Below are 24,321 nucleotides of genomic sequence, written 5' to 3'. Positions count from 1 at the left end.
GCGGCCATATCGCTGGTCAGGAGCGGCGCGAGTAGCACACGACGGACGCGGGCGCGAACACCGCGATCAGCGCGCCGATCCACAGCAGCGCCCCGAGCACGGCGGAGGTGGCGTCGATGCCGAGCATGAGGTTGCGGCAGGCGTCGCAGACCAGGGTGATCGGGTTGAGCTCGATCACCGGGCGCAGCCAGTCCGGCATGGTGTCGGTCGGCACGAACAGCGAGCTGGCGAACTGCACCGGCACCAGCCAGGCGAAGCCGACCGACTGCACCGTCTGCGGGGAGCGGATGGCCAGGCCGATGAACGCCGAGATCCACGCCAGGGCCACGCCGAAGGCGAGCATCAGCGCGATCGAGGCGAGCGTGGCCAGCGCGCCGCCGCTCGGCTGGAACCCGATGGCGAGGGAGAACAGGAACACCAGCGCCAACCCGACCGCCATCCGGACCAGGTCCGCGGTGATCCGGCCGATCAGCACCGAGGACCGGGCGATCGAGATGGAGCGGAAGCGGTCCATCATGCCGCTGTCGAAGTCCATGTTGAGGCCGATGCCGGTGGCCATCGAGACCACGGAGACGGCCTGGATCATGATGCCCGGCAACAGGTACTGCTTGTAGTCGGCGCCGACAGCGGCTCCGCCGATGGCCCCGCCGAACACCGAGATGAAGACCCCGGCGAGCAGCATCGGCATGATCACGTCGAACGCCTGCAACGGATCGCCCTTGAGCTGCAACAGGTTCCTGCGGCAGATCGCCAGCGACTGCCGCAGCACCCTTGCCGGGAACACGCTCGTCTGCTGCACGCATCGGAAGCTATCCGCGCGGCCTATCGCGGCGGTATCACCGGGGATAACCGCCCAATATGGTCCCGTCCTAGCGTGGCCGGAACAGGCTTTCGCCACGTGACGGGAACCCATCATGACCGAGCAAGTACTCACTTCCGTGCCCGAGGTCGACGGCGGGAACACGTTGTTCGACTGGTTCCGGCACATGCGCGCGGAGCAGCCGGTGTGGTTCGACCGCGGTCAGTACCACGTGTTCCGCTACGACGACGTGCACCGGGTGATCACCGACCCCTCGGTGTTCTCCAACGACTCCAGCCGGGTGTTCGAGCAGCTGAAGCCGATCACCGGCGGCAACATCAACTCGATGGACCCACCGGAGCACCGCAGGCTGCGCGGGCTGGCGAACACCGCGTTCACGCCGAGGGTGGTGGCGCGGCTGGAGTCGCGCATCCGCGAGGTCACCACCGAGCTGCTCGACCGCGTCGACACGGACTCCTTCGACCTCGTCGAGGCGCTGACCCACCCGCTGCCGGTGATCGTCATCGCCGAGCTGCTGGGCGTGCCGTCCGCCGACGCCGACCTGTTCCGCGTCTGGGTGGACCAGCTGACCGACCTCCAGGGCGTGATCGACCCGGGCGCGGACGACTTCATCGAGGTCTTCGACGCGGCGACCCGGGAGATGAACGAGTACCTGCTGGGGCACTGCCGAGCGCGCCGCACGGACCCGAAGGACGACCTGATCACCAGCCTGGTGCACGCGGAGGTCGACGGCTCGCGGCTGACCGAGGACGAGCTGGTCAAGTTCACCTCGATCCTGTTCCACACCGGGCACCTCACCACCACGCTGATGCTGGGCAACGCGGTGCAGACGCTGGACACGTGGACCGACGCCTTCGCCGAGCTGCGCGCGGACCGCTCGCTGATCCCGAACGCGCTGGAGGAGGTCATGCGCTACCGCTCCCCCTTCACCACGGTCAGCCGCGTGAGCACGCGCGACGTCGAGGTCGCCGGGCACCTCATCCCGGCGAACAGCATGGTCACGCCGTGGGTGATCTCCGCCAACCACGACGAACGGCGCTTCGTGGAGCCCGAGCGCTTCGACATCCGCCGCGACACCTCGCACGTGGCGTTCGGGCACGGCATCCACTTCTGCCTCGGCGCCCCGTTGGCGCGGCTGGAAGGGCGGATCGCGCTGAACGTGCTTTTCGATCGCTTCAAGGAGTTGCGCGTCGACCCCAACGCCGACATCCGCTACCACCCGTCGGGCGGCATGTACGGCGCGCGCAACCTGCCGGTTCTGGCGCGAAGGGCCTGAGGGACAGGAAAAAGAGGGGGCGGACTCCGCCCCCTCTTTCCCGTGCACTGACTCAGTGCAAGTCCACCTGCAAGCCGACGTAGCCCTGGGTCAGGTTCGACCGCATCCACTTCGGCTGCGCGGCAAGGGAAATCTCCTTCACACGCTCCGCGAGCACCCGGAGGACCGCCGCGAGTTCCGCCCGGGCCAGCGCCGCGCCGAGGCAGTGGTGCGGGCCGTTGCCGAAGCCGAGGTGCCGGTTCGGGGTCCGATCCACCTGGAACGCACGGGGATCGGCGAAGACGCGCTCATCGTGGTTGGCCGCCGGGAGCCACGCGACGACCGGCGTTCCCTTGGTCAGCACGCGGCCGTTCAGCTCCACGTCCTCCGTCGCGACCCGCAGCACGTGCATCGCGGGCGAGGTCCACCGCACGACCTCCTCCACGGCTTTGCCCAGCAGCGAGGGGTCCTCGCGCAGCCGCGGCAGCGCTTCCGGCACGGTGCTCAGCGCGTGGAAGGCGCCGGTGATCGCGTGCCGAGTCGTCTCGTTGCCGCCGATCAACACGTTGTTGCAGTTGACGAGCACGTCCCTGGGGCCGAGCCGCCCGTCCGCGAGCATGGTGCTCACGAGGTCGTCGCCCGGGTCGCGGCGGCGTCGCGACACCAGCTCGTAGAAGTACATGAGGATCTCGGAGTGCGCCTCGCTCGGCGACATCTTGTCGAAGGCGCTGTCGTTGCCGCCGAAGGCGTGATTCGTCAGCTCCACCAAGCGTTCCCGGTCCTCCGCGGGCACGCCGAGCACCTCGCAGACCACGGCGGCGGGCAGGCTCGGGCCGATGCGCAGGGCAACGTCGGCCCCGCCCGCCTCCAACGCCTCGTCGACGCTGGCGCGCACTTCCTCGTCGATGAACTCGCCGAGGGTGGTGGCCATCGCCTTGGACAGGAAGGGGGCGACCATCTGGCGGAGGTAGGTGTGGTGCTCGCCATCGGTGACCACCAGCATCTTGCCGCCGGAGTTGTCGGGCTGCTCCGCGTCGAAGCCGATCATCATGCCGTACTCGGAGGTGAACGGCGCCGTCGGCGAGAGCACCTTGCGGCAGGCCTCGTGGGAGAACACCGACCAGAACCCGCGCGGCGAGCTGCCCGGCCCGCTCCACACCAGCGCGTCGGCGGCGGCGTGCTCCCGCCACAGCGCGAAGCGCTCCTCCGAGCTGTACAGCTGGGGATCGCCGAGATCCAGGGCGGCTTCCGCGATCACGGTCATCGTCGCACCTCCTGCGGCAGGCCCGCCTCGACGATCTCGCAGATCTCCGACGCGGGGCCCGGCTCCATCATGTTCTCGTGCAGGCAGTCCACCTCGTGCACGATGATCTCTCCATCCACAGTGGACTTCCAGCTCTCCGGGGTGGCCCAGTCCTTGCGGCTGCGGCCCGCGACCACCAGGACCACGTCACCGGGGTAGCGCTCGGGCTCGTGGGTCAGCGCCAGGGTCGCGTTGGTCACCATCACCTCCAGCACGGTGGAGCGCCGCCGCTCGTCCAGCCGGCTCAGCTCGCTGGCGCCGCGCCCGAGGTAGTCGACGATCCGCGCGCGCAAGGTCTCCTCGTCCTGCGGCACGTCCGCGCCGTCGTCGCCGTACGCCTTGGCGTACTCCTCGAACATGCTGGCCAGCAACGCCTTTCGGTCGGACTGGCCGCGCTTGTCCTCCTCGGCGGGGTAGGCGTCGAGGATCGCGAGCAGGCCGACGTCCTCCAGGTGGGTCGCGAGGGCGTGCGCGAGGTTGCCGCCGAAGGACCAGCCGACCAGGTGGTACGGCCCTTCGGGCTGCACGGAACGGATCAGCTCGGCGAAGTCCTCGACCATCGCCTCCATCGTCTGCGGGCGTTCCTCCTCCCCGTCCAGGCCGCGCGACTGGAGCGCGTACACCGGGATCTCCGGATCGAGCGAGCGCAGCAGGCCGGTGTAGCGCCAGCTCATCCCCGCGATCGGCGGCAGGCAGAACAGTGGCGGACGGCTGCCCTTGGTGCGCAATGGAAGCAACGCTCCGAAGGCATCGCGCTGCGTGGGCTCACCGTCGAGCAGCGCGGCCAGAGCAGCCGGGGTCGGCGCGTCGAACACCGCGCGCACCGTCAGCTCCGCGCCCAGGACCGTGCCGACGCGCCCGGCAAGCTCGACGCCGAGCAGCGAATGCCCGCCCAGCTCGAAGAAGTCGTCGTCGACGCCGACCTCCGCGACGCCCAACGCCTCCGCGAAGAGTCCACAAAGGACCTTCTCGCGCGGGGTTCGCGGCGCGCTGTCGGAGGTCTCGACGACCGGCTCCGGCAGCGCCCTGCGGTCGAGCTTCCCGTTGGGCAGCAGCGGAAGCGCGTCCATGGCGACGAAGGACGACGGCACCATGTAGTCCGGGAGGCGCGTGGCCAGGTAGGACCGCAGCTCTGGGCTAGACACGCCCCCGACGACGTAGGCGACGAGCCGCCGATCTCCGGGACGGTCCTCCCGCACGATCGCCACCGCCGCGTCGACCTCGTCGTGGCGGCGCAGTGCGGTCTCGATCTCGCCAAGTTCGATCCGGAAGCCGCGCAGTTTGACCTGCGTGTCGGCCCGACCCGCCAGCTCCAGCCGGCCCCCGCGCCACCTGGCGAGGTCGCCGGTGCGGTAGAGCCGCGTGCCCGGGCTGCCGAACGGGCTGGCCACGAACCGCGCCGCAGTGGTGGCGGGATCGCCGAGATACCCCCGCGCGAGCCCGCGCCCAGCGATGTACAGCTCCCCCACCACGCCCGGCGGCACCGGGCGCAGCGAGGAATCGAGCACGTAGGTGCCCATGCCGTCGATGGCCGTCCCGATGGTCAACGGCCGCCCCGGAGTGCACGCCGTGAACGTGACATCGCAGGTCGCTTCGGTCGGGCCATAGGCGTTGATCATCAGCCGGTCGCGCGCCCAGAAGTCGACCAGGTCTTCCGGGCACGTTTCCGCGCCGGTGATCCACGCCCGCAGCGACGGCACTTCGACCTTGGGCACACCGCTCATCACCGACGGCGGCACCATCACGTGCGTGATCCGCTGTCCGACCAGCGCGGCGGCGAGTTCGGCGCCCGCGAGCTGACGCGACGGCACCACGAAGCACGCACCCGACAACAACGCGAGGCTGAGTTCGGCCACGGAGACGTCGAAGCTCGGCGACACGAACTGGAACACCCTGCTGTCGCCGTCGACTCGGTAGTGCTCGACCTGGTTGGCCGACAACGCCGCCAGACCAGCGTGGGTGACCACGACCCCGCGAGGCTTGCCCGTCGAACCCGACGTGTAGATGACGTACGCCGGGTGATCCGGCGTGATCTCGACGACGGGGTCCGTGTCCGGGAAACTCGCCAATCCGTCCACAATGGACGATGTGATCGTCATGGCCGGCTTCGCGTCGCTGAGCACGTGGTCGATGCGCTCCGCCGGGTACTCCGGATCGACCGGGAGGTAGGCGCCGCCCGCCTTGCTCACGGCGAGCACGCTGACCACGTAGTCGATCGAGCGGCGCAGCGTCAGCGCCACGATGCTCTCCGGCCCGATGCCCTCGGCGATCAGGTGGTGGGCGAGCCGGTTGGCGCGCGCGTTCAGCTCCGCGTAGGTGAGGACGACGCCCTCGCACTCCACGGCGGGCGCGTCGGGCGTGCGCGCGACCTGCGCCTGGAACAGCTCCGGCAGGGTGGAGACCTCAGCGGCGGTCGGCGGTGTGACGAGCTGCTGCTTCTCCTTGTCGGACAACAGCTCCAGGCCGCTGAGCGCCCGGTCCGGGTCGGCGGCGGCCTCGGTGAGCAGCCGCACCAATCGATCCGTGATCGCGCGGGCGGTGTCGCGGTCGAACAGGTCGGCCGAGTACTCCAGGACTCCTTCGAGCCCGGCCGGAGCGCCGTCCGCGTCGAAGGTCTCGCGCACGCTGAAGGACAGGTCGAACTTGGCGACGCCGACGCCGAAGCCCTCCGCGGTCGCGGTCAGCCCTGGCAGCTCGCTGATCTCGCCCCCGGTGTTCTGGAACGCCAGCATCACCTGGAACAGCGGGTGGTGCGCGGCCGAGCGGACCGGGTTGACCACCTCCACCAAGCGCTCGAACGGCACGTCCTGGTTCGCGAGCGCCGCCAGGTCGGTCTGCCGCACGCGGGCGAGGAGTTCGCGGAAGGTCGGGTCGCCGGAGGTGTTGGCGCGCAACACGAGGGTGTTGACGAAGAAGCCGACCAGCTCGTCCAGCGCCTGGTCGCCACGCCCCGCGACGGCGGTGCCGATCGGGATGTCCGTGCCCGCGCCGAGCCTGGTCAGCAGGGCCGCGAGCGCCGCGTGCACCACCATGAACACGCTGGCCTGGCTGCCGTGCGCCAGCTTGGCCAGTCCCTCGTGGGCCTGAGCCCCGGTGGCGAACTCGACCGTGTCGCCGAGGCGGCTGGGCGCGGCGGGGCGACGCCGGTCGGTGGGCAGCTCCAACCAGTCCGGCGAGCCGGTCAGGGTGTCCCGCCAGAACGCCAGCTGCTCGCTGATAAGGCTGTCGGGGTCTTGCTCGCTGCCGAGCAGTTCCTGCTGCCACAGCGCGTAGTCCGCGTACTGGGCGGGCAAGGGAGTCCACTGTGGACTCGTGCTTGCGCAGCGGGCGCTGTAGGCGGCGACGAGGTCGCTCCACAGTGGACCGGCCGACCAGCCGTCCATGGCGATGTGGTGCGGCACCAGCAGGAGCACGTGCTCGCGCTCGGACAGCGCGAAGACCCAACCACGGATCGGCAGGTCACGGGCGAGGTCGAAGGGGGTGGCCGCCGCAGTGCGCAACGCCGAGGGCAGCTCCTCCTCCGTGACGTCGACGACCTGCACGACAGGCTTGGTCGAGGCGTCGAGAATCCATTGGTGCGCAGTGCCCTTGTGCTCAGCGATGACCGTGCGCAGGCTCTCGTGCCTGGCCACCACATCGCCGAGCGCGGAGATCAGCGCCTGGCGATCCAACTGGCCGGTCAGCCGCACGGGCATCGGCAGGTTGTACGTGGCGTTGGGGCCTTCGAGCTGCTGGATGAACCACAGCCGCCGCTGAGCGGAGGAGAGCGGGACATGCGCGGGCCTGATCCCAGGTCGAAGCGCGGGCCGCGTCGAGCCGCCACCGCGAACGCGCTCGGACAGCAACGCCACGGTCGGCGCCTCGAAGATCACCCGCACCGGAAGCTCGACGCCGAACACCGCGCGGACGCGCGACAGCAGCCGGATCGCGCTGAGCGAGTGACCGCCGAGCGCGAAGAAGTCCTCGTCGACGCCGACGTTCTCCCGCCCCAGGACCTCAGCGACCAGGCCGCACAGGATCTCCTCGCGCGAGTCGCGGGGACGGCGCGAGCGAACGGGCTCCGCTGGTTCCGACACCACTTCCGCGAAAGAGCCGAACATCCGCTCACGGTCCACATCGGACAGTTCGACGGGCTGGCCGAAGGGCTCGTCCCACCGCCGCACCACGTCCCACAACGCCCGCACGTAGGCGTCGGCGATCCACTGCGCGGCTTCGGCGTCGAACACGTCGGGTCGGTACTCCAGCAGCACTTCCAGCCGCTGGTCGGTCAGCGCGGCGGCCAACCGGATCGGGTAGTGCGCCGCGTCCTGGCCGCCGACGTCGGTCAGTCGCACCCCAGGCGCGATCTCGCGGGCGGAGAAGTCGACGGGGTAGTTCTCGAAGATCACGAACGTGTCGAACAGCGTCGGCAAACCGGTCTGCCGGACCACATCGGTGAGCCGGAGGTACTGGTGCGCCAGCAACGTCGACTGCTCGTCCCGAAGCCGCACGAGGTTGTCCGCGACCGGCTCGTCGGAGCAGAGCCGCACGCGGACCGGGACGGTGTTGATGAACATCCCGACCATCTTCTGCACACCGGGGATCTCCGGCGCTCGCCCGGAAACAGTGGTGCCGAAGACAACGTCCTCACGGCCGGTCACCGCCTGGAGCACGGAGGCCCACGCGGCTTGGACCAGTGTGGCCGCAGTGAGCTTGTTGGCCCGCACCACGCGGTCCACCTCAGCGCCAAGACCTTCCGGCGCAACGGTGATCCGCGCGGGCACGACGGACTCCCCCGCGATGTCCGGGGCGAGCACGGTGGGCCGATCAACGCCCTCCAGCGCCTCGCGCCACACCCGCAGCGACGCCTGACTGTCCTGTTTGGACAACCACTCCGGATAGTTGCGGTACGGCACCACCAACGGCATCCCGGCCGCGTCGCCGCGCTGGGCGTAGAGGGTGAACAGGTCCTCCATCAGCACGCCCCACGACCACCCGTCAACGAGGATGTGGTGGTTGGTGATGACCAGCTTGTACGCGGTCGGCGCGAGCTTGACCAGGGTGAAGCGCATCAGCGGCGGCTTGGCCAGGTCGAAGCTGCGCTGCCGGTCCTCGGCGAGGAAGTCGTCAAGGCGCTGATCGTCCATTCCGGACAGATCGAGTTCAGCCCACGCCTCCGGCACGGCGCGGTGGATCACCTGGATCGGCTCGCCGTTCTTGCGCAGCCGGAAACCCGAGCGCAGCACGGGGTACCGCCGCAGCAGCGCCGACGCGGCGGCCCGCAGCACGTCGGGCTCCACCGCTCCGCCGAGGCCGAGCACGAACTGGGAGTGGTAGACGTCCACCCCGCCCTCGTCGTAGCTGGCGTGGAAGTACATGCCCTCCTGCAACGGCGAGAGGGGCAGCACGTCTTCGAGAGCTGATCGCTTCACTCCAGAATCCCCAATTCCGCTTCGAGCTCGTCGATCTCGTCCTGGTCGAGGCCGAACGAGAGGTCGGACGGCGTGAGACCACCCGCCGTCGGGTCCTCGGCGTGCCGCACCAGGCCGCGCAGCGCGTCGAACCACGCCTCCGCGAGCCGGGCCACGGCCGTCTCGGACAGCAGGTCCCCGGCCCACGACCAGGTCACCCGCAGGCGCGGCCCCTCGGCGTCGTCCACCGCCGCCGCGTTGATCTCCAAGGTGTGCGAGACCGCTTGGTCGAGGTCCCGAGCCTGCGGCGTCGGGACGTCGTCGACCTGGGTCCAGTCGACGGGCTTGCCGCGCCCGCCGGAGCTGCCACCGAAGCGGCCGAGGTAGTTGAACGCCACCTGCGGCACGGGCAGCGGCGCGAGCACCCGCGCCGTCTCCGCGTTGAGGTAGCGCAGCATCCCGAAGCCGATCCCGTTGTCCGGCACGGCCCGCAGCTGCTCCTTGGCCGCCTTGAGGGCTCGGCCCACAACGGGACCACCCGCTCGGACCTCCGTCCAGTCCGCCGTTCCCGGGTCGAGCCGGACCGGGTAGAGGCTCGTGAACCAGCCGACCGTGCGGGACAGGTCCGCGCCCGGGACGACGTCTTCGCGGCCGTGGCCCTCCAGGTTCAGCACGACCTCGCTGCCGCCGCCCCGCCAGAACCCGAGCGCCAGCGCGACGCCGGTCAGCAGGACGTCGTTGATACCCGCGTGGAAGGCGGTGGGCACGGTGGTCAGCAGCGCCGATGTGTCCTCAGTGGACAGTTCAGTGGTCAGATAGCGGACGGTGCCAACGGTGTCGAGCTTCGGATCGAGTGCACGACTGCCGAGCACCGGCTCCGGCTGTTCCAGGGCCGAGCGCCACAGGTCGAGCTCGGAGGCGCGTTCCTTGGCCTGCTCGGCGATCCGGCGCGACCACGACGCCACCGACGTGACGACCGGGTCGAGTGACGGAGTGCGCCCGGCGACCACGGCGCGCCACGCGGAGGCCAAGTCCGGCAACAGGATTCGCCACGAGACCCCGTCGACCGCGAGGTGATGCACCACCAACAGCAGGCGCCCGGCCGTGTCGGGGCCGAAGTCGAACCACACCGCTTGGAGCAGCACACCTTCGGTCGGAGCCAGCCGCAGCCGCGCCGACTCACCCTGTTCCTTCGCAACGGAGGCGAACTCGTCGTCGGTCAACCCGGCGACGTCGACCCTCGTCAACGCGGGCCGAGACGGCTCCGCGACGGTGAAGCTCCAGCGCTCGTCCTTTGTGGACAGTCGCGTGCGCAGCGCGCCGTGGTGATCGACAACCGCGCGCAGTGCCTTCGCCAAGTCGTCGAATCGGGCGGTCTTCGGTGTGCGCACGGCGACGGACTGGTTGTAGCCCTCGAAGGGGTCGCCCAGCTCGCGCATCCACTCCATGATCGGGACGGGCGCGAACTCCCCGCTGTCGTCGTCCTGCGTGACGGGCGCGGTGTCGTCCCCGGTCGCGACCAGCGCGAGGGCTTCGGGTGTGCGGTGCTGGAAGATGTCGCGGACGGAGAAGACCAGCCCGGCGCGGCGAGCTGAGGTGGCCAGCTCGATGCACAGGATGCTGTCCCCGCCGAGCGCGAAGAAGTCCTGGTCCGCACCGACTTCGCCGACGCCGAGGACTTCCGCGAACAATGTGCAGAGCAGCTCTTCACGCGGACTGCGCGCCCTCGCCTCGGAGACTTCGGCGGACGGAACGGGCAGCGCCTTCACGTCGATCTTGCCGTTGGGCGTGACCGGCAGCGCGTCCAGCGCCACGAACGCCGACGGCACCATGTAGTCAGGCAACTGGCTCTCGGCGCGCTCACGCAGACCGGTCGCGTCACCGACGACGTAGGCCACGATTCTCTTGTCCCCCGGGCGATCCTCGCGGACGATCACCGTCGCCTGAGAGACACGAGCAGCCAGCACGGACTCGATCTCACCAAGCTCGATGCGGAAGCCGCGCACCTTCACCTGAAGATCCGCGCGCCCAATGAACTCCAACTGCCCGTCGGAGTTCCACCGCGCCAAGTCACCCGTGCGGTACATCCGCCCACCGAACGGGCACGCCACGAAGCGCTCCGCCGTCAGACCAGGCCGGTTGAGGTAGCCGCGCGCCAGGCCATCCCCGGTCACGTACAGCTCACCGGTCACTCCCGGCGCGACAGGCCGAAGGTGCGCGTCGAGCACGTAGACCTTCGCGTTCACGATCGGACGGCCGACCGGCGGCACGACCGCTCCCGACAGCGGAGCGCTCATCGTGGCGCAGACCGTGGTCTCGGTCGGACCGTAGGCGTTGACCATGCGGCGGTCGACGGACCAGCGGCCGACCAACTCCGGCGGGCACGCCTCACCCGCCACCACCAGGGTCAAGCCCTCCGGCAGATCCTCCGTGACACCAAGCGCCACGGGAGGCAGCGTCACGTGGGTGACGCCCTGCTCGCGGATCACCTCGGCCAGCGGCTCACCAGGCTGAAGTCGCTCAGCGGGCGCGAGGACCAGGCACGCGCCCGACAGCAGCGCCATGCACAACTCCCACCCCGCCGCGTCGAAGCTCGGCGAAGCGAACTGGAGCACCCGGCTTCCTGGCCCGACCTCGAAGTTCTGCACGTGGGTCGCCGAAAGCGCGGCCAGGCCGCGGTGTGCGACCACCACGCCCTTGGGCCTGCCGGTCGAGCCGGAGGTGTAGATCACCCAGGCCGGGGAGTCGACGGTCAGGCCAGGGCGCTCCAGCTCGTGCGACGGCAGGTCCGCCACCCCGCCGACCTCGAACACCGTGGTGCCCTCGGGCAACCGCGACGCCAGCTCGGGAGTCGTGAGCACGCCAACCGGCTTGGCGTCGGTGATCATGTACTCGATGCGGTCAGCCGGGTAGTCGGGGTCGATCGGCACGTACGCGCCGCCCGCCTTGTGCACGGCGAGCACGCCGACAACCAGGTCCACCGAGCGCGGAAGTGCCACTCCCACAATGGTTTCCGGGCCGACTCCCTGGCTCGCCAAGTGTCGGGCGAGCTGGTTCGCGCGGGCGTCGAGCTGCGCGTAGGAGACTGTCTCCCGCTCGAAGACGACCGCCGGAGCATCCGGGTTCTCCGCGACACGGCGGGCGAAAAGCTCCGGGATGACCGCTGCGGCAACGTCTTGATCGGTGGCGTTGTACTCGTCCAGCAAGCGGGCCCGCTCGTCGTCGGCAAGCACCTCCACCGCGCTGATGCGCTGCGACGGATCGCCCACGACCGCTTCGAGCACGCGGAGCAAGCGCGCGGACAGCGCTTCGACCGTGCTGTGGTCGAAGAGATCGGCCGCATACTGCACGTTGACGCTCACGCCCGCAGGAGTGCCGTCGGCGGAGTACGACTCGCGCAAGCCGAACTGCAAGTCCAATTTGGACGTTCCGACGCCGATGTCGATCGGTTCGACGTCGAGCCCGTCGAGCTGGCAGAACGACTCGGCGTCGCTCTGGAAGTTCATGCTGATCTGGAAGAGCGGGTGGTGCGCGAGCGAGCGGTCCGGGTTCAGCACCTCGACCAGGCGCTCGAACGGCACGTCCTGGTTCGCGTATGCCGCGAGGTCGGACTCCCGCACGCGCTTCAGAAGGTCCACAAAGGACGGATCACCGGACGCGTCAGTTCGCAGCACCAACGTGTTGACGAAGAACCCGACCAGCCCGTCAAGAGCTTCGTCCGAGCGCCCGGCGATCGGCGCTCCGATCGCGATGTCCGCGCCAGCTCCCATGCGGGACAGCAGCGCCACAAGGGCCGCGCGCACGACCATGAACGCCGTGACACCGTGCTGGCGCGCCAACGCGACAACGGCCTTGTGCAGCTCTTCGCCCATCTCGAAGGACAGGTCAGCGCCGCGATAGGAAGCCACTGCCGGCCGAGGCCGATCGGTCGGCAGCTCGATCAGCTCCGGCAGCCCTGCCAGCGAGCTACGCCAGAAGTCCAGCTGCGCCGCGACGACGCTGCCCGGCTCGTCCTCGGTGCCCAGCAGTTCGCGCTGCCACAACGAGTAGTCCACATAGGACAGCTCAAGCGGCGCCAACGAAGGAGCACGCCCGGCCCGCCGCGCCGCGTAAGCCGCGGCCAGGTCCTCGTGCAGCGGGCCGATCGAGGCGCCGTCCGCCGCGATGTGGTGCATCAGCAGCAACAGGACGTGCTCGTCCTCGCTGATCTTGAACACCGTCGCGCGCGTCGGGAGGTCCTCGGCCAGGTCGAACGGGAAGTCGGCCGCGGAACGAACGGCGGGCAGCAGGTCGTCCTCGGAGACCTCGGCGACCGTGAAAGGCACCTCGAAGACATCGCGGACCAGCTGGTAGTTGTCCGGGAACACCGTGCGCAGGGTTTCGTGCCGCCGCACCACATCCGTGACAGCGTCCCGCATAGCGCCGCAGTCGAGGTCGCCGGTAAGGCGCAGCACCAATGGCACGTTGAACGTCGAGCTGGCGCCTTCCAACTGGTAGGCGAACCACAGGCGCCCCTGGCCGAAGGACAGCGGCGGACGCTCAGGACGCGGGCGAGGCGTCGGAGCGGTGCGCGCGGACTCCGCGCCGTCGACGCGCTCAGCCAGCCGCGCGACCGTGCCCTCTTCGAAGAGGACGCGCACCGGCAGCTCGACACCGAAGACCGTGCGGATTCGGCTGATCAACTGGGTGGCCAGCAGCGAATGCCCGCCGAGGTGGAAGAAGTTGTCATCGACGCCGACTCGTTCCACACCAAGGACTTCGGCGAACAGCGAGCACAGCAGCTCTTCACGCGGATTGCGCGCCCTCGCCCCCGTGACCTCGGCCGCCGGAGCAGGCAACGCCTTCACGTCAATCTTGCCGTTGGGCGTGACCGGCAGGGCGTCCAGCACCACGAACGCCGACGGCACCATGTAGTCCGGCAACTGGCTCGCCGCGTGCTCACGCAAACCAGTCGCATCGCCGACCACGTAAGCCACGATCCGGCGATCCCCGGGGCGATCCTCGCGAACGATCACCGTCGCCTGGGAGACGCGAGTGGCCAGCACGGACTCGATCTCACCAAGCTCGATGCGGAAACCACGCACCTTCACCTGGTGGTCAGCACGACCCACGAACTCCACCTGCCCATCGGAGTTCCACCGCGCCAAGTCACCCGTGCGATACATCCGCCCACCGAACGGACAAGCCACAAACCGCTCAGCCGTCAGAGCCGGTCGCCCCAGATACCCCCGCGCCAGGCCCGCGCCAGTCACGTACAGCTCGCCCGTCACACCGGGCGCCACCGGCTGAAGACGCGCGTCGAGCACGTAGACCTTGGCGTTCACGATCGGACGGCCGATCGGCGGAATCACTGTGCCGGACAACGGAGAACTCATCGTCGCGCAGACCGTGGTCTCGGTCGGACCGTAAGCGTTGATCATCCGGCGATCGACCGACCACCGGCCGACCAACTCCGGCGGGCACGCCTCGCCCGCCACCACCAACGTGAGCCCGGTCGGCAGGTTTTCAGTAACGCCCAGCGCCACCGGCGGCAGCGTCACGTGCGTGATGCCCTGCTCGGTGATCAGCGCGGAAAGCGGCTCACCGGGCTGAAGCCGCTCAGCGGGCGCGAGGACGAAGCACGCGCCCGACAGCAGCGCCATGCACAACTCCCACCCCGCCGCATCGAAGCTCGGCGAAGCGAACTGGAGCACACGGCTGCCCGGCCCCACCTCGAAGTTCTGCACGTGCGTCGCCGCGAGGGAGGCGAGCCCGCGATGCGAGACAACGACCCCCTTCGGCCGCCCCGTCGAGCCGGAGGTGTAGATCACCCACGCCGGGCTGTCCACGCTCAGCGGGGCGATGCGGTCGGCATCGGTGACCGGAGCCGCCCCATCAGAAAGATCGTCCAGCTGCGTGATCGTCAGCACGGGCTGAGCGTCGGAGAGCATGAAATCGATGCGGTCGGCGGGGTAGTCCGGGTCCACCGGCAGGTAAGCGCCGCCCGCCGTGAGCACCGCGAGCTGCGCGATCACCATGTCCAGCGACCGCGGCAGGGCGAGCGCCACGACGCGCTCCGGACCGACGCCCTTCGCGATGAGGGTCCGAGCGAGGCCGTTGACCCGGCCGGAAAGCTCGGCGTAGCTCAGCGAGACCTCGCCGAACCGCACAGCAGGCGCATCGGCGTTGCGCCGGACCTGCTCCTCGAACAGGTGCGGGATCGTGGCCGCCGGCAGCTCGACGCCGGTGTCGTTGTACTCAGCCAGCAACCGGTGCCGCTCGTCCGCGCTCAGCACGTCGAGCGCGCCGATCCTGGTGTCAGGAGCGGATGTGACGGCGGTGAGCACGCGGAGGAAGCGCTCGACCAGGGTCTCAACGGTGGCGCGGTCGAAGAGATCGGTGGCGTACTGCACGCTCGCCCGCGCTCCCGAGTCGGACTCGATCACGTCCAGGACCAGGTCCATCTTCGCCACGCCGATGGACACGTCCTCGGCGGTGGCGGTGAGGCCCGGCATGTCGATCCCGCCCGCGATGCCCCGGTTCACCGTCAGCGCGACCTGGAACAGCGGGTGGTGCGCCAGCGAACGGTCGGGGTTCAGCACCTCCACCAGGCGCTCGAACTGCACGTCCTGGTGCGCCATCGCGGCGAGGTCGGTCTCCCGCACCCGAGCCAACAGGTCCACAAAGGACGGATCGCCGGACAGGTCCGTTCGCAGCACCAACGTGTTGACGAAGAAGCCGACCAGCCCGTCAAGAGCTTCGTCCGAGCGGCCAGCGACCGGCGCTCCGAGCGCGATGTCGGTCCCAGCACCCATGCGGGACAACAACACGGCCAGCGCGGCGCGAACCACCATGAAGACCGTGACACCGTGTTGGCGCGCCACGGCGACGATCTGCTCGTGCAGCTCCGGGCTGAGGTCGAACGACACCACATCGCCGTGGTGCGAGGCGACCGCGGGGCGAGGCCGGTCGGTCGGCAGCTCGATCAGCTCGGGCAAGCCGTCCAGAGCGCCGCGCCAGTAGTCGAGCTGCGACTTCTCCTCGGTGGCCAGCAGATCCCGCTGCCACACCGCGTAGTCCGCATAGGAGACCGGAAGCGGCGCCCAGTCCGGCGCGTTCCCAGCCAGCCGCGCGGTGTACGCCTCCGCCAGGTCGCGGCACATCGGTCCGTGCGACCAGCCGTCGGTGGCGATGTGGTGCATGAGGATGAGCAGCACGTGCTCGCCATCTGAGCTGAACAGCTTGGCGCGCAACGGAATATCATCGCTGAGGTCGAACGACTGACGGGCCTCCGCCAGCAGATCACCCTGCGCGACGGTGATGCTCGGCGTCCAGTCGAGCACGCGGCGTCGCGGGGTGCCCTCCACCGAGTGGAAGACCGTCCGAAGCGGCTCGTGGCGCTCCACGACGTCGCCGAGGGCGGCCGTCAGGGCGTCGACATCGAGGTCGCCGACCATCCGCAGCGCCAACGGCACATTGTACGTCGGACTCGGGCCATCGAGTTCGTGCAGGAACCACAGCCGCTGCTGCGCGAACGACAGCTGGTCGTGCTCTCCTGCGGGCCGCAGTTCGGGCCGCGCGCCCTCGGCCGAAGCCAGCCGTTCCGCCAACTTCCCCACGGTCGGCGCCTCGAAGAGATCGCGGATGCTCAGCTCGACGCCCAGCTCCGCGCGAACCCGGCTGACCAGGCGCGAGGCGAGCAGCGAATGCCCGCCGAGGTCGAAGAAGTTGTCCTCCACGCCGACCCGCTCCGCCCCGAGGAGCCGCGCGAACAGTCCACAAAGGATCTCCTCGCGCGCAGTACGCGGCGCCCGGCCCGCGACACCGCCGAAGTCGGGCTCCGGCAGGGCTTTGCGGTCGACCTTGCCGTTGCTGTTGAGCGGCAACGCATCCAAGACCACGAAGGCACTGGGCACCATGTACTCCGGCAGGTGCCGCGCCAAGTGCTCGCGGAGCCCAGCCGTGCTCTTCGCAGCCACGTAGGCCACCAAGCGGTCGTCGCGGACCAGCACTGTCGCCTGCGCCACCGAGGAATGCGCGGACAGCGCAGCCTCGATCTCGCCCAGCTCGATGCGGAAACCGCGCACCTTCACCTGGTGGTCGGCGCGCCCCACGAACTCGATCTGCCCATCGGAGTTCCACCGCACCACGTCACCGGTGCGATACATCCGGCCGCCGAACGGGCACGCGACGAACCGCTCCGACGTCAACCCGGGCTGCCCCACGTAGCCGCGCGCGAGCCCATCCCCGGCCAGGTACAGCTCCCCAGCCACACCAGGCGGCACAGGGCGCAGCGCGGAGTCGAGCACGTAGGCGCGGAGGTTGTCCATCGCGCGGCCGATCGGCACGGTGCCCTCAGCGCGATACGGCGCCTGCGTCGGGAAACACGTCGCGAAGGTCGTCGTCTCGGTCGGCCCGTAGACGTGCACGACGCGCGTGTCCGGGCAGTGGTCGAGCACCCGCTGCACCGCGCTCGGCGACACCGCTTCGCCACCGTGCCACACCTGGTGCACGGTCGAGAACCCCGCCGGATTCTCTTCTGCCACAAGGTTGAACAGCGCAGTGGTGAGGAAGACGCACGTGACCTCATGCGAGCGCAGGACCTCGGTCAGCACGCGGACGTCGATGTCGCCGTCCGGCGCGATCACCACCTGGTTCCCCGCCAGCAACGGTGCCCACACCTCGTAGGTCGCCGCGTCGAAGGCGTGCGAGGAGTGCAGCAGGACCCGCCGCTGCGACTCACCCTGCCACCGCTGGTCAGAAGCGAGCGCGATCACGTCGGAGTGGGTGACAGCCACCCCCTTCGGCGTCCCAGTCGAACCCGACGTGTACATGACGTACGCGAGGTTTTCCTCATGCGGGCGCACGCCCAGGTCGGTTTCCGGGTAGTCGTCAAGCGGCTCCGCGTCGAACACAACCACCGTGGCTTCGTGCTCGAAGTCCCGGTCAGCCATGGCCAGGTCGGTGAGCAGCACGGTGGCCCGCGTTTCCCGCATCGCCCAAGACATCCGTGCCGCCGGGTAGCTCGGGTGCAGCGGAACGTAGACACCGCCCGCCTTCACCACCGCGAGCATCGCCACGACGAGATCGATCGACCGCGCCGCCAGCAGGCCGACCGCGACCTCCGGCCCCACGCCGAGATCCGCCAAACGGTGCGCCAGCCGGTTGGCCCGCGCGTTCAGCTCCGCGCAAGTGACGGTGTCAGCGCCGTAAACCAACGCATCCGCGTCCGGAGTGAACCGCGCCTGCGCTTCGAACAGCGAAGCGATGTCGCCTCCAGGCAACGGCCGCGCGGTGTCGTTCCACGCTTCGATCTGCTGCTTCTCTTCCTCAGCAAGCAGATCCACCTCGCCGATGCGACTGTCCGGATTGGACACAAGCGCTTCGGTCAGGCGAACGAACCTCGCGGCCAGGGCCTCGGCAGCGGCCTGGCCGAACAGGTCCTCCGCGTACTCCAGCGTGCCCACAACGCCGGAAGCGGTCTCCTGCAAGCTGAACGACAGGTCGAACTTCGCGATACCGATCAGGTCGGTAGGCAGCACCTCGGCGTCCAAGCCGCGCAGGGACACCCCGTCCGCGTCAGCGTTCTGCAGCACGAGGGCGACCTGGAACAGCGGGTGGTGCCCGAGGCTGCGCGCCGGATTGACGGCCTCAACGACACGGTCGAACGGCACGTCCTGGTGCGAGAAAGCATCGAGATCAGCGCTGCGGACGCGCGCCAGCAGCTCCCGGAACGTCGGGTCGCCAGCGGTGTCCGTCCGCAGCACCAACGTGTTGACGAAGAACCCGACCAGGTCCTCCAGGTCTTCCTCCGTGCGCCCAGCCACCACCGTGCCGACCGGGATGTCCGTGCCCGCGCCGACCCTGGTCAGCAGAGTGGCAACTGCGGCCTGCAACACCATGAACGGCGTGGTCGAGGTCTCCTGGGCAAGCTCCGCCAACGAAGCGGCGAGCCGCACCCTGACCTTGTTGCCCCGGTGGGAAGCGACGGCGGGGCGAGGCTTGCTCGTCGGCAGCTCCAGCAGCTCCGGCGCTCCGCGCAGGGCGTCGGTCCAGTAGCCGAGCTGGCGGCTGATGAGGCTGCCCGGATCGTCCTCGCTGCCCAGAACTTCCTGCTGCCAGAGCGCGTAGTCCGCGTACTGCACGGGCAGATCAGTCCACTGTGGACTCGAACCGGCAGACCGAGCGTCGTAGGCGGCGGACAGGTCGCGCAGCAGGGGGCGCGTCGACCAGCCGTCGGAGATCACATGGTGCGTCACGATCAGCAGGACGTGCTCGGAGCCGCCGAGCCGGAAGAGCGTCACGCGCAGCGGCACTTCGGCGGTCAGGTCGAAGGTCCGATTGGTGGTCTCGGTGATCGCGCCCGCCAGCACGTCCTCCGTGATGTCCACAATGGACACATCGGGGCGGAACGAAGGCAGGACGTGCTGCCGGGGCTCGCCGTCGACCTCGGGGAAGCAGGTGCGCAACGACTCGTGCCGCCCCACCACGTCACCGAGGGCTTCCCGCAGCGCGCCGAGGTCGAGCGCACCGGAGAGCCGCACCGCGAGCGGCACGTTGTAGGTGGCGCTCGGGCCTTCGAGGCGGTGCAGGAACCACAGCCTCTGCTGCGCGAAGGACAGGGGGATCACGAGACCTCCTCCGGCCTCGGCATGCGGCGCAGGGCCGGCCGGGCCTTCTCGACAGGGTTCGCGGTGACAGCAGTGGTGACTGCGGTGGCCACTGCGGCGACGGTGGGCGCCTCGAACAGCTCGCGCAGCGACAGGTCGGCGCCGAAGGCGGAGCGGATGCGGCTGAGCAGGCGCACGGCGAGCAGGGAATGCCCGCCCAGCGCGAAGAAGCCGTCATCGACGCTGACCGAGGGAACGCCCAGCATCTCGGCGAACAGCTCGCAGAGGATCTTCTCCTGCGGCGTCGCGGGTGCCCGGCCGTTCGACGACTCGCCGTACTCCGGGGCGGGCAGCGCCTTGCGGTCGAGCTTGCGGTTCGGGGTCAGCGGCAGCGAGTCCAGCGTGACGAACGCGGACGGCACCATGTACTCCGGCAGGTACTCGGCGCACCTCGCCCGCAGGGCCTCCACGTCGAGCGCCCCGTCCGCCACCACGTAACCGACCAGCCGCTTGTCCCCGGGGCGGTCCTCGCGCACGATCACCGCGACACCGCCGACGCCGGGGGCTTGGCCGACGACGGCCTCGATCTCGCCGAGCTCGATGCGGTAGCCGCGCACCTTGACCTGGTCGTCGACGCGGGCGATGAACTCCAGCTGCCCGTCCGCGCGGCGCCGGCCGAGGTCGCCGGAGCGGTACATCCGCGTTCCGGGCAACCCGAAAGGATTGGCGACAAAGCGTTCCGAGGTCAGGCCCTGCCGGTTGTGGTAGCCGCGGGTCACCAGATCGCCCGCGATGTACAGCTCCCCCGCGACTCCCACCGGAGCCGGGTTGAGGTTGCCGTCCAGCACGTACATCTGCGTGTTCCAGCTGGGCTTGCCGAGCGAGAGCACGCCGGGAACAACGCGGTCACCCGGCTTGATCACGTACTCCATGCAGCCCACGGTGGTCTCGGTCGGGCCGTACTCGTTGAAGACCGTGGCCGTGGGGTTGCGCGCCCGCCACTCGTCCAGCACCTCGCCCAGCAGCGGTTCTCCGCCGAGCACGAGCTGGTCGGTCGGCGAGAACCGGGCGGGCAGGTTGATCAGCATCGGCAGGTGGCTCGGCGTCGCCTTGACGAACGTCGGTCGCGCCACGTCGTCGGCGCTGCCCTCGTCGTCCAGTTCGATGAGCTGCACGCAGCCACCTGCGGTCAGCGGCGCGAAAACCCCGGTGACGGTCAGGTCGAACGACAACGAGGAGTGCACCAGCGCCCGGCCGCGCACCTCCGTGTACAGCTGACGGCTCCACGCCAGGTAGTGGTTGATCGAGTGGTGCTCGACCACAACTCCCTTGGGGCGCCCGGTGGAACCCGAGGTGTAGATGACGAACGCCGGGTTGCGCATGGAGATCGCTGCGCTGAACTCGTGCTCCGACAGCTCGCTGAGGTCCAGTTCGTCAAGCAGCACAAGGTTGTCAGCCGGAACTCCAGCGGCGAGATCTGAGCGGGTGAGCACCAGCACCGGGGCCGCGTCGTCGAGCATGTAAGCGATCCGCTCGGCCGGGTAGGCCAGGTCCACGGTGAGGTAGGCCGCGCCCGCCTTGAGCACCGCGAGCAGCGCGACGACGGTCTCCGTCGACTTCGGCAGCGCCACACCGACGAAGCGCTCCGGCCCAACCCCGTTGCGCACCAACCACCTCGCGAGCCGGTTCGCACGCGCGTCCAGCTCCGCGTAGGTGAGGCTGTCGGCTCCGCACACCACCGCGGTGGCGTCGGGCACGCGTCGCACCTGCGCGGCGATCATCTCGGTGAGCAGTGCGTCGGGCACGTCGGCGGCAGTGTCGTTGCACTCCACCAGAAGCGCGTTCCGATCGGCCTCGGAGAGCAGGTCCAGCCGCCCGATCGGCTTCTCCGGCTCGGTGATCGCCGCATCGAGCAGGCGCACCAGGAAGGACACCAGCCGCTCGGCCGTCGACCGGTCGAACAGGTCGGTCGCGTACTCCAGGTAGCCGTCGATCCCCGCCCCGGCCGGGTTCTCCCAGACGAAGAAGGACAGGTCGAACCGGGCCACGCCCGCACCCATCGGGTAGTCCGAAGTGGACACTCCGGGCAGCTCGACCCGCGAGCCGACCCCGTCCTCGTAGGTCAGCATGATCTGGAAGAGCGGGGTGTGCGCGAGGGACCGGGTCGGATTGGTCACCTCCACCAGCCGCTCGAACGGCACGTCCTGGTTGGCGTAGGCCGCGAGGTCCGCCGCGCGAACCCGGCCCAGCAGCTCGCGGAACCCCGGCTCGCCCGAGGTGTCGGAGCGCAGCACCAAGGTGTTGGCGAAGAAGCCGACCAGCTCCTCCAACGCCGCGTCGACGCGCCCGGCCGACGCGGTGCCCAGCGTGATGTCCGTGCCCGCGCCCATCCTGGTCAGCAGGGCCGCCAGCGCGGCGTGCACGATCATGAACATCGTGGTGCCGGTCTCCCTGGCGAGCCCGGCCAGGCGTTCGTGCAGGCGCGCGTCCACGGAGAACGGCACGCGGTCGCCCCGGAAGCTCGGCTCAGCCGGGCGCGGGCGGTCGAGCGGCAGCTCCAGCAGCTCCGGCGCTCCGGCCAGCGTCCGCTTCCAGAAGTCGATCTGCTTCTCTTCCTCGGCGGCCAGCAGGTCGTTCTGCCACAACGCGAAGTCCGCGTACTGCACCGCGTGCGGCTGCCAGTCAGGGGTCTTCCCGGCGACCCTGGCCGCGTACGCCGTGGAGAGGTCGCGCGTCAACGGCATCAGCGAACCGCCGTCCGCGGCGATGTGGTGCACGACGAGGAGCAGGACGTGCTCGGTCTTCGACCGGGAGAGCAGGGTCGCCCGCACCGGAAGATCGGCGCTGAGGTCGAAGGTGTGCCGTACCGCCGCGGCCAGCGCCTCCTCACTGAAGTCCACAGTGGACAGCACGCGAGCGGGTGGCAGGACTCGTTGGTAGGGCGCGCCTTCGTGCTCGAAGAAGACCGTGCGCAGCGCCTCGTGCCGCCCGACGACGTCGACGAGAGCCGCGTCGAGGGCGAGGCGTTCGATCCGCCCGGAGAGCTTCGTCGCCCAGACGACGTTGTAGTTCGGGCTCGGCCCCTCGAACTGGTCGATGAACCACAACCGCCGCTGCACCGACGACAACGGGACCAGCTCCGGCCGCTCGACGGCGGTCAGCGGGGGCCGCGCGCTCGCGGCGGTGTCGAAGCACCACAGCAGCTTCTCGACCGTGGGCGACTCGAAGACCGTGCTCAGCGACAGCTCGACGCCGAAAGCCGACCTGATCCGGCCGAGCAGCCGCACCGCCAGCAGGGAATGCCCGCCCAGCTCGAAGAAGTCGTCGTCCACGCCGACCGAGGGCAGTCCGAGCACGTCCGCGACCAGTCCGCAGAGGACCTTCTCGTCGTCGGTCTCGGGCGCGCGCCCATCTGCGGCGAACTCCGGAGCTGGCAGTGCCCGGCGGTCGACCTTCCCGTTGGGGTTCAACGGGAGCGCGTCCAGCTCAACGATCAGCGACGGCCGCATGAACTCCGGCAGCCACTCGCTCATGTGCTCGCGCAGCACCCGCCTGTCGACCGGCTTGCCCGCCGCGACGACGTAGCAGACGATCCGCTTGTCACCAGGCCGGTCCTCGCGCACGACGGCCGCCGCATAGGCCACATCCGGGTGGGACACCGCCGCCGCCGCGACCTCGTCCAGCTCGATCCGGAAACCGCGAACGCTGGCCTGGTTGTCCACGCGCCCGCCGAACTCCAGGATGCCGTCCTCCCGCCAGCGCGCCAGGTCGCCCGTGCGGTACATGCGGCTGCCCGGAGCACCGAAAGGGTTGGCGACAAAGCGTTCCGAGGACAACCCCGGCCGCCGGTAGTAGCCGCGCGCCACGCCCGAGCCGCTGAGGTACAGCTCTCCCGCGACGCCCGGCGGAACCGGCTGCAGTCGCTCATCAAGCACGTAGACCTGCGAGTTCGGCATCACACGGCCCAACGGCACGACCCCGGACGGCGTCTCGTCCCCGGGCTGCATCACGAACTCCGCGCAGTGCAACGTGACCTCGGTCGGACCGTAGCCGCCGACCACCCTGATCTCCGGGTGCGCCCGCCGCCACTGGTCGACCGCTTCGCTCAGCAGAGCTTCACCGCACAGCATCAGCTCCTGCGTCGGCGAGAAGTTCCCCGGCAGCTCGTCCAGCAACGGCAAGTGACTCGGCGTGGCCTTGAGGAAGGTGCACGTGATGTCCACATCGGACACACCCGGCTCCAGGCTCGCGATCCGCACGCAACCGCCCACCGCCAACGGCGGGAACAACTGCTGCACGGTGTGCGCGAAGGACACGGAGGTGTGCCAGATCGAGACGCCTTGCACCGCAGGGTGTTCGGCGCAGGCGGTGAGCAGGTGGTCGTCCAGCGAACGCCGCTCGATCACCGCCGCCTTCGGCGTCCCGGTCGAGCCCGACGTGTAGATGACGTAAGCAGGGTTCGCCGGATCAACATCCACCACGAGATCTGCTGCGGCGCAAGCAGATATCGCCTTCTCAACCGCAGGGTCGTCCAGCAGCAACACATTCGCCGCAGGCAGGTCGATCGCACTGTCAGTGATCACGATCTCCGGCCGGGCGTCGGACACCATGAATGCCACGCGGTCCCTGGGATACCCAGGATCGATCGGCAGGTAAGCCGCTCCCGCCTTGAGGACCGCGAGAATCGCCACCACCGTGCGCTCCGAGCGGGGCAACGCGATCGCCACCACCGACTCGGGCCCCACGCCCAACCCTGCGAGATGCCGCGCCAACCGGTTCGCACTGGCGTTCAGCTCGCCGTAGCTCAGCCGCACCTCGCCGCACAGCACAGCGGCCTGGTCCGGCGTCCGCCGCGCGTGCCGCTCAACCAAGCGCGTCAACGACTCCGCAGGCTCATCGCGAGCCGTGTCGTTCCACTCGACGAGCATCCGGTGCCGCTGTTCCGCCGACAGCTGTTCATCCAT

At 69.6% G+C, this 24,321-nt stretch carries 6 protein-coding genes; 1 reads left to right on the top strand and 5 read right to left on the bottom strand.

Features of this window, described 5'->3' with window-relative positions; genetic code table 11:
• Nucleotides 1-16 precede the first annotated feature (16 nt).
• Complete coding sequence (locus CCN37_RS15230) at nucleotides 17-799, bottom strand: ABC transporter permease (RefSeq protein ID WP_246843063.1); 783 nt, start codon at nucleotides 797-799, stop codon at nucleotides 17-19.
• A 115-nt stretch (nucleotides 800-914) separates the two neighbouring features.
• Here CCN37_RS15230 and CCN37_RS15225 point away from each other — a divergent pair, with 115 nt between their 5' ends.
• The gene (locus CCN37_RS15225; RefSeq protein ID WP_086821426.1) at nucleotides 915-2,096 is read left to right on the top strand and encodes a cytochrome P450; all 1,182 of its coding nucleotides are present in this window, start codon (nucleotides 915-917) and stop codon (nucleotides 2,094-2,096) included.
• 52 nt (nucleotides 2,097-2,148) lie between these two features.
• On the opposite strand, the gene CCN37_RS15220 is transcribed toward CCN37_RS15225, so the two are convergent.
• The 4 genes from CCN37_RS15220 to CCN37_RS15205 are packed head-to-tail and all read right to left on the bottom strand — an operon-like array spanning nucleotide 2,149 to nucleotide 24,321.
• Nucleotides 2,149-3,339 carry a cytochrome P450 gene (locus CCN37_RS15220; protein ID WP_086821425.1) on the bottom strand — a complete coding sequence of 397 codons (1,191 nt, stop codon included), beginning with the start codon at nucleotides 3,337-3,339 and terminating at the stop codon, nucleotides 2,149-2,151.
• On the bottom strand, nucleotides 3,336-8,789 hold the full coding sequence (locus tag CCN37_RS15215) for a non-ribosomal peptide synthetase (RefSeq protein ID WP_210408037.1): 5,454 nt from the start codon (nucleotides 8,787-8,789) through the stop codon (nucleotides 3,336-3,338). Before CCN37_RS15215 ends, CCN37_RS15220 begins: the two co-directional genes overlap by 4 nt.
• Nucleotides 8,786-19,378: a non-ribosomal peptide synthetase gene (locus CCN37_RS15210; protein WP_086821424.1), complete on the bottom strand. Its 10,593-nt coding sequence runs from the start codon at nucleotides 19,376-19,378 to the stop codon at nucleotides 8,786-8,788. Before CCN37_RS15210 ends, CCN37_RS15215 begins: the two co-directional genes overlap by 4 nt.
• Entirely contained in the window at nucleotides 19,375-24,321 is a 4,947-nt protein-coding gene (locus CCN37_RS15205; RefSeq protein ID WP_086821423.1) for a non-ribosomal peptide synthetase, read from the bottom strand. Before CCN37_RS15205 ends, CCN37_RS15210 begins: the two co-directional genes overlap by 4 nt.

Source organism: Allokutzneria sp. NRRL B-24872 (assembly GCF_002155965.1).
Taxonomy (GTDB): domain Bacteria; phylum Actinomycetota; class Actinomycetes; order Mycobacteriales; family Pseudonocardiaceae; genus Allokutzneria.
The sequence above is the reverse complement of the archived record's forward strand: the minus strand, read 5'-3'. Positions and strand labels throughout refer to the sequence as shown.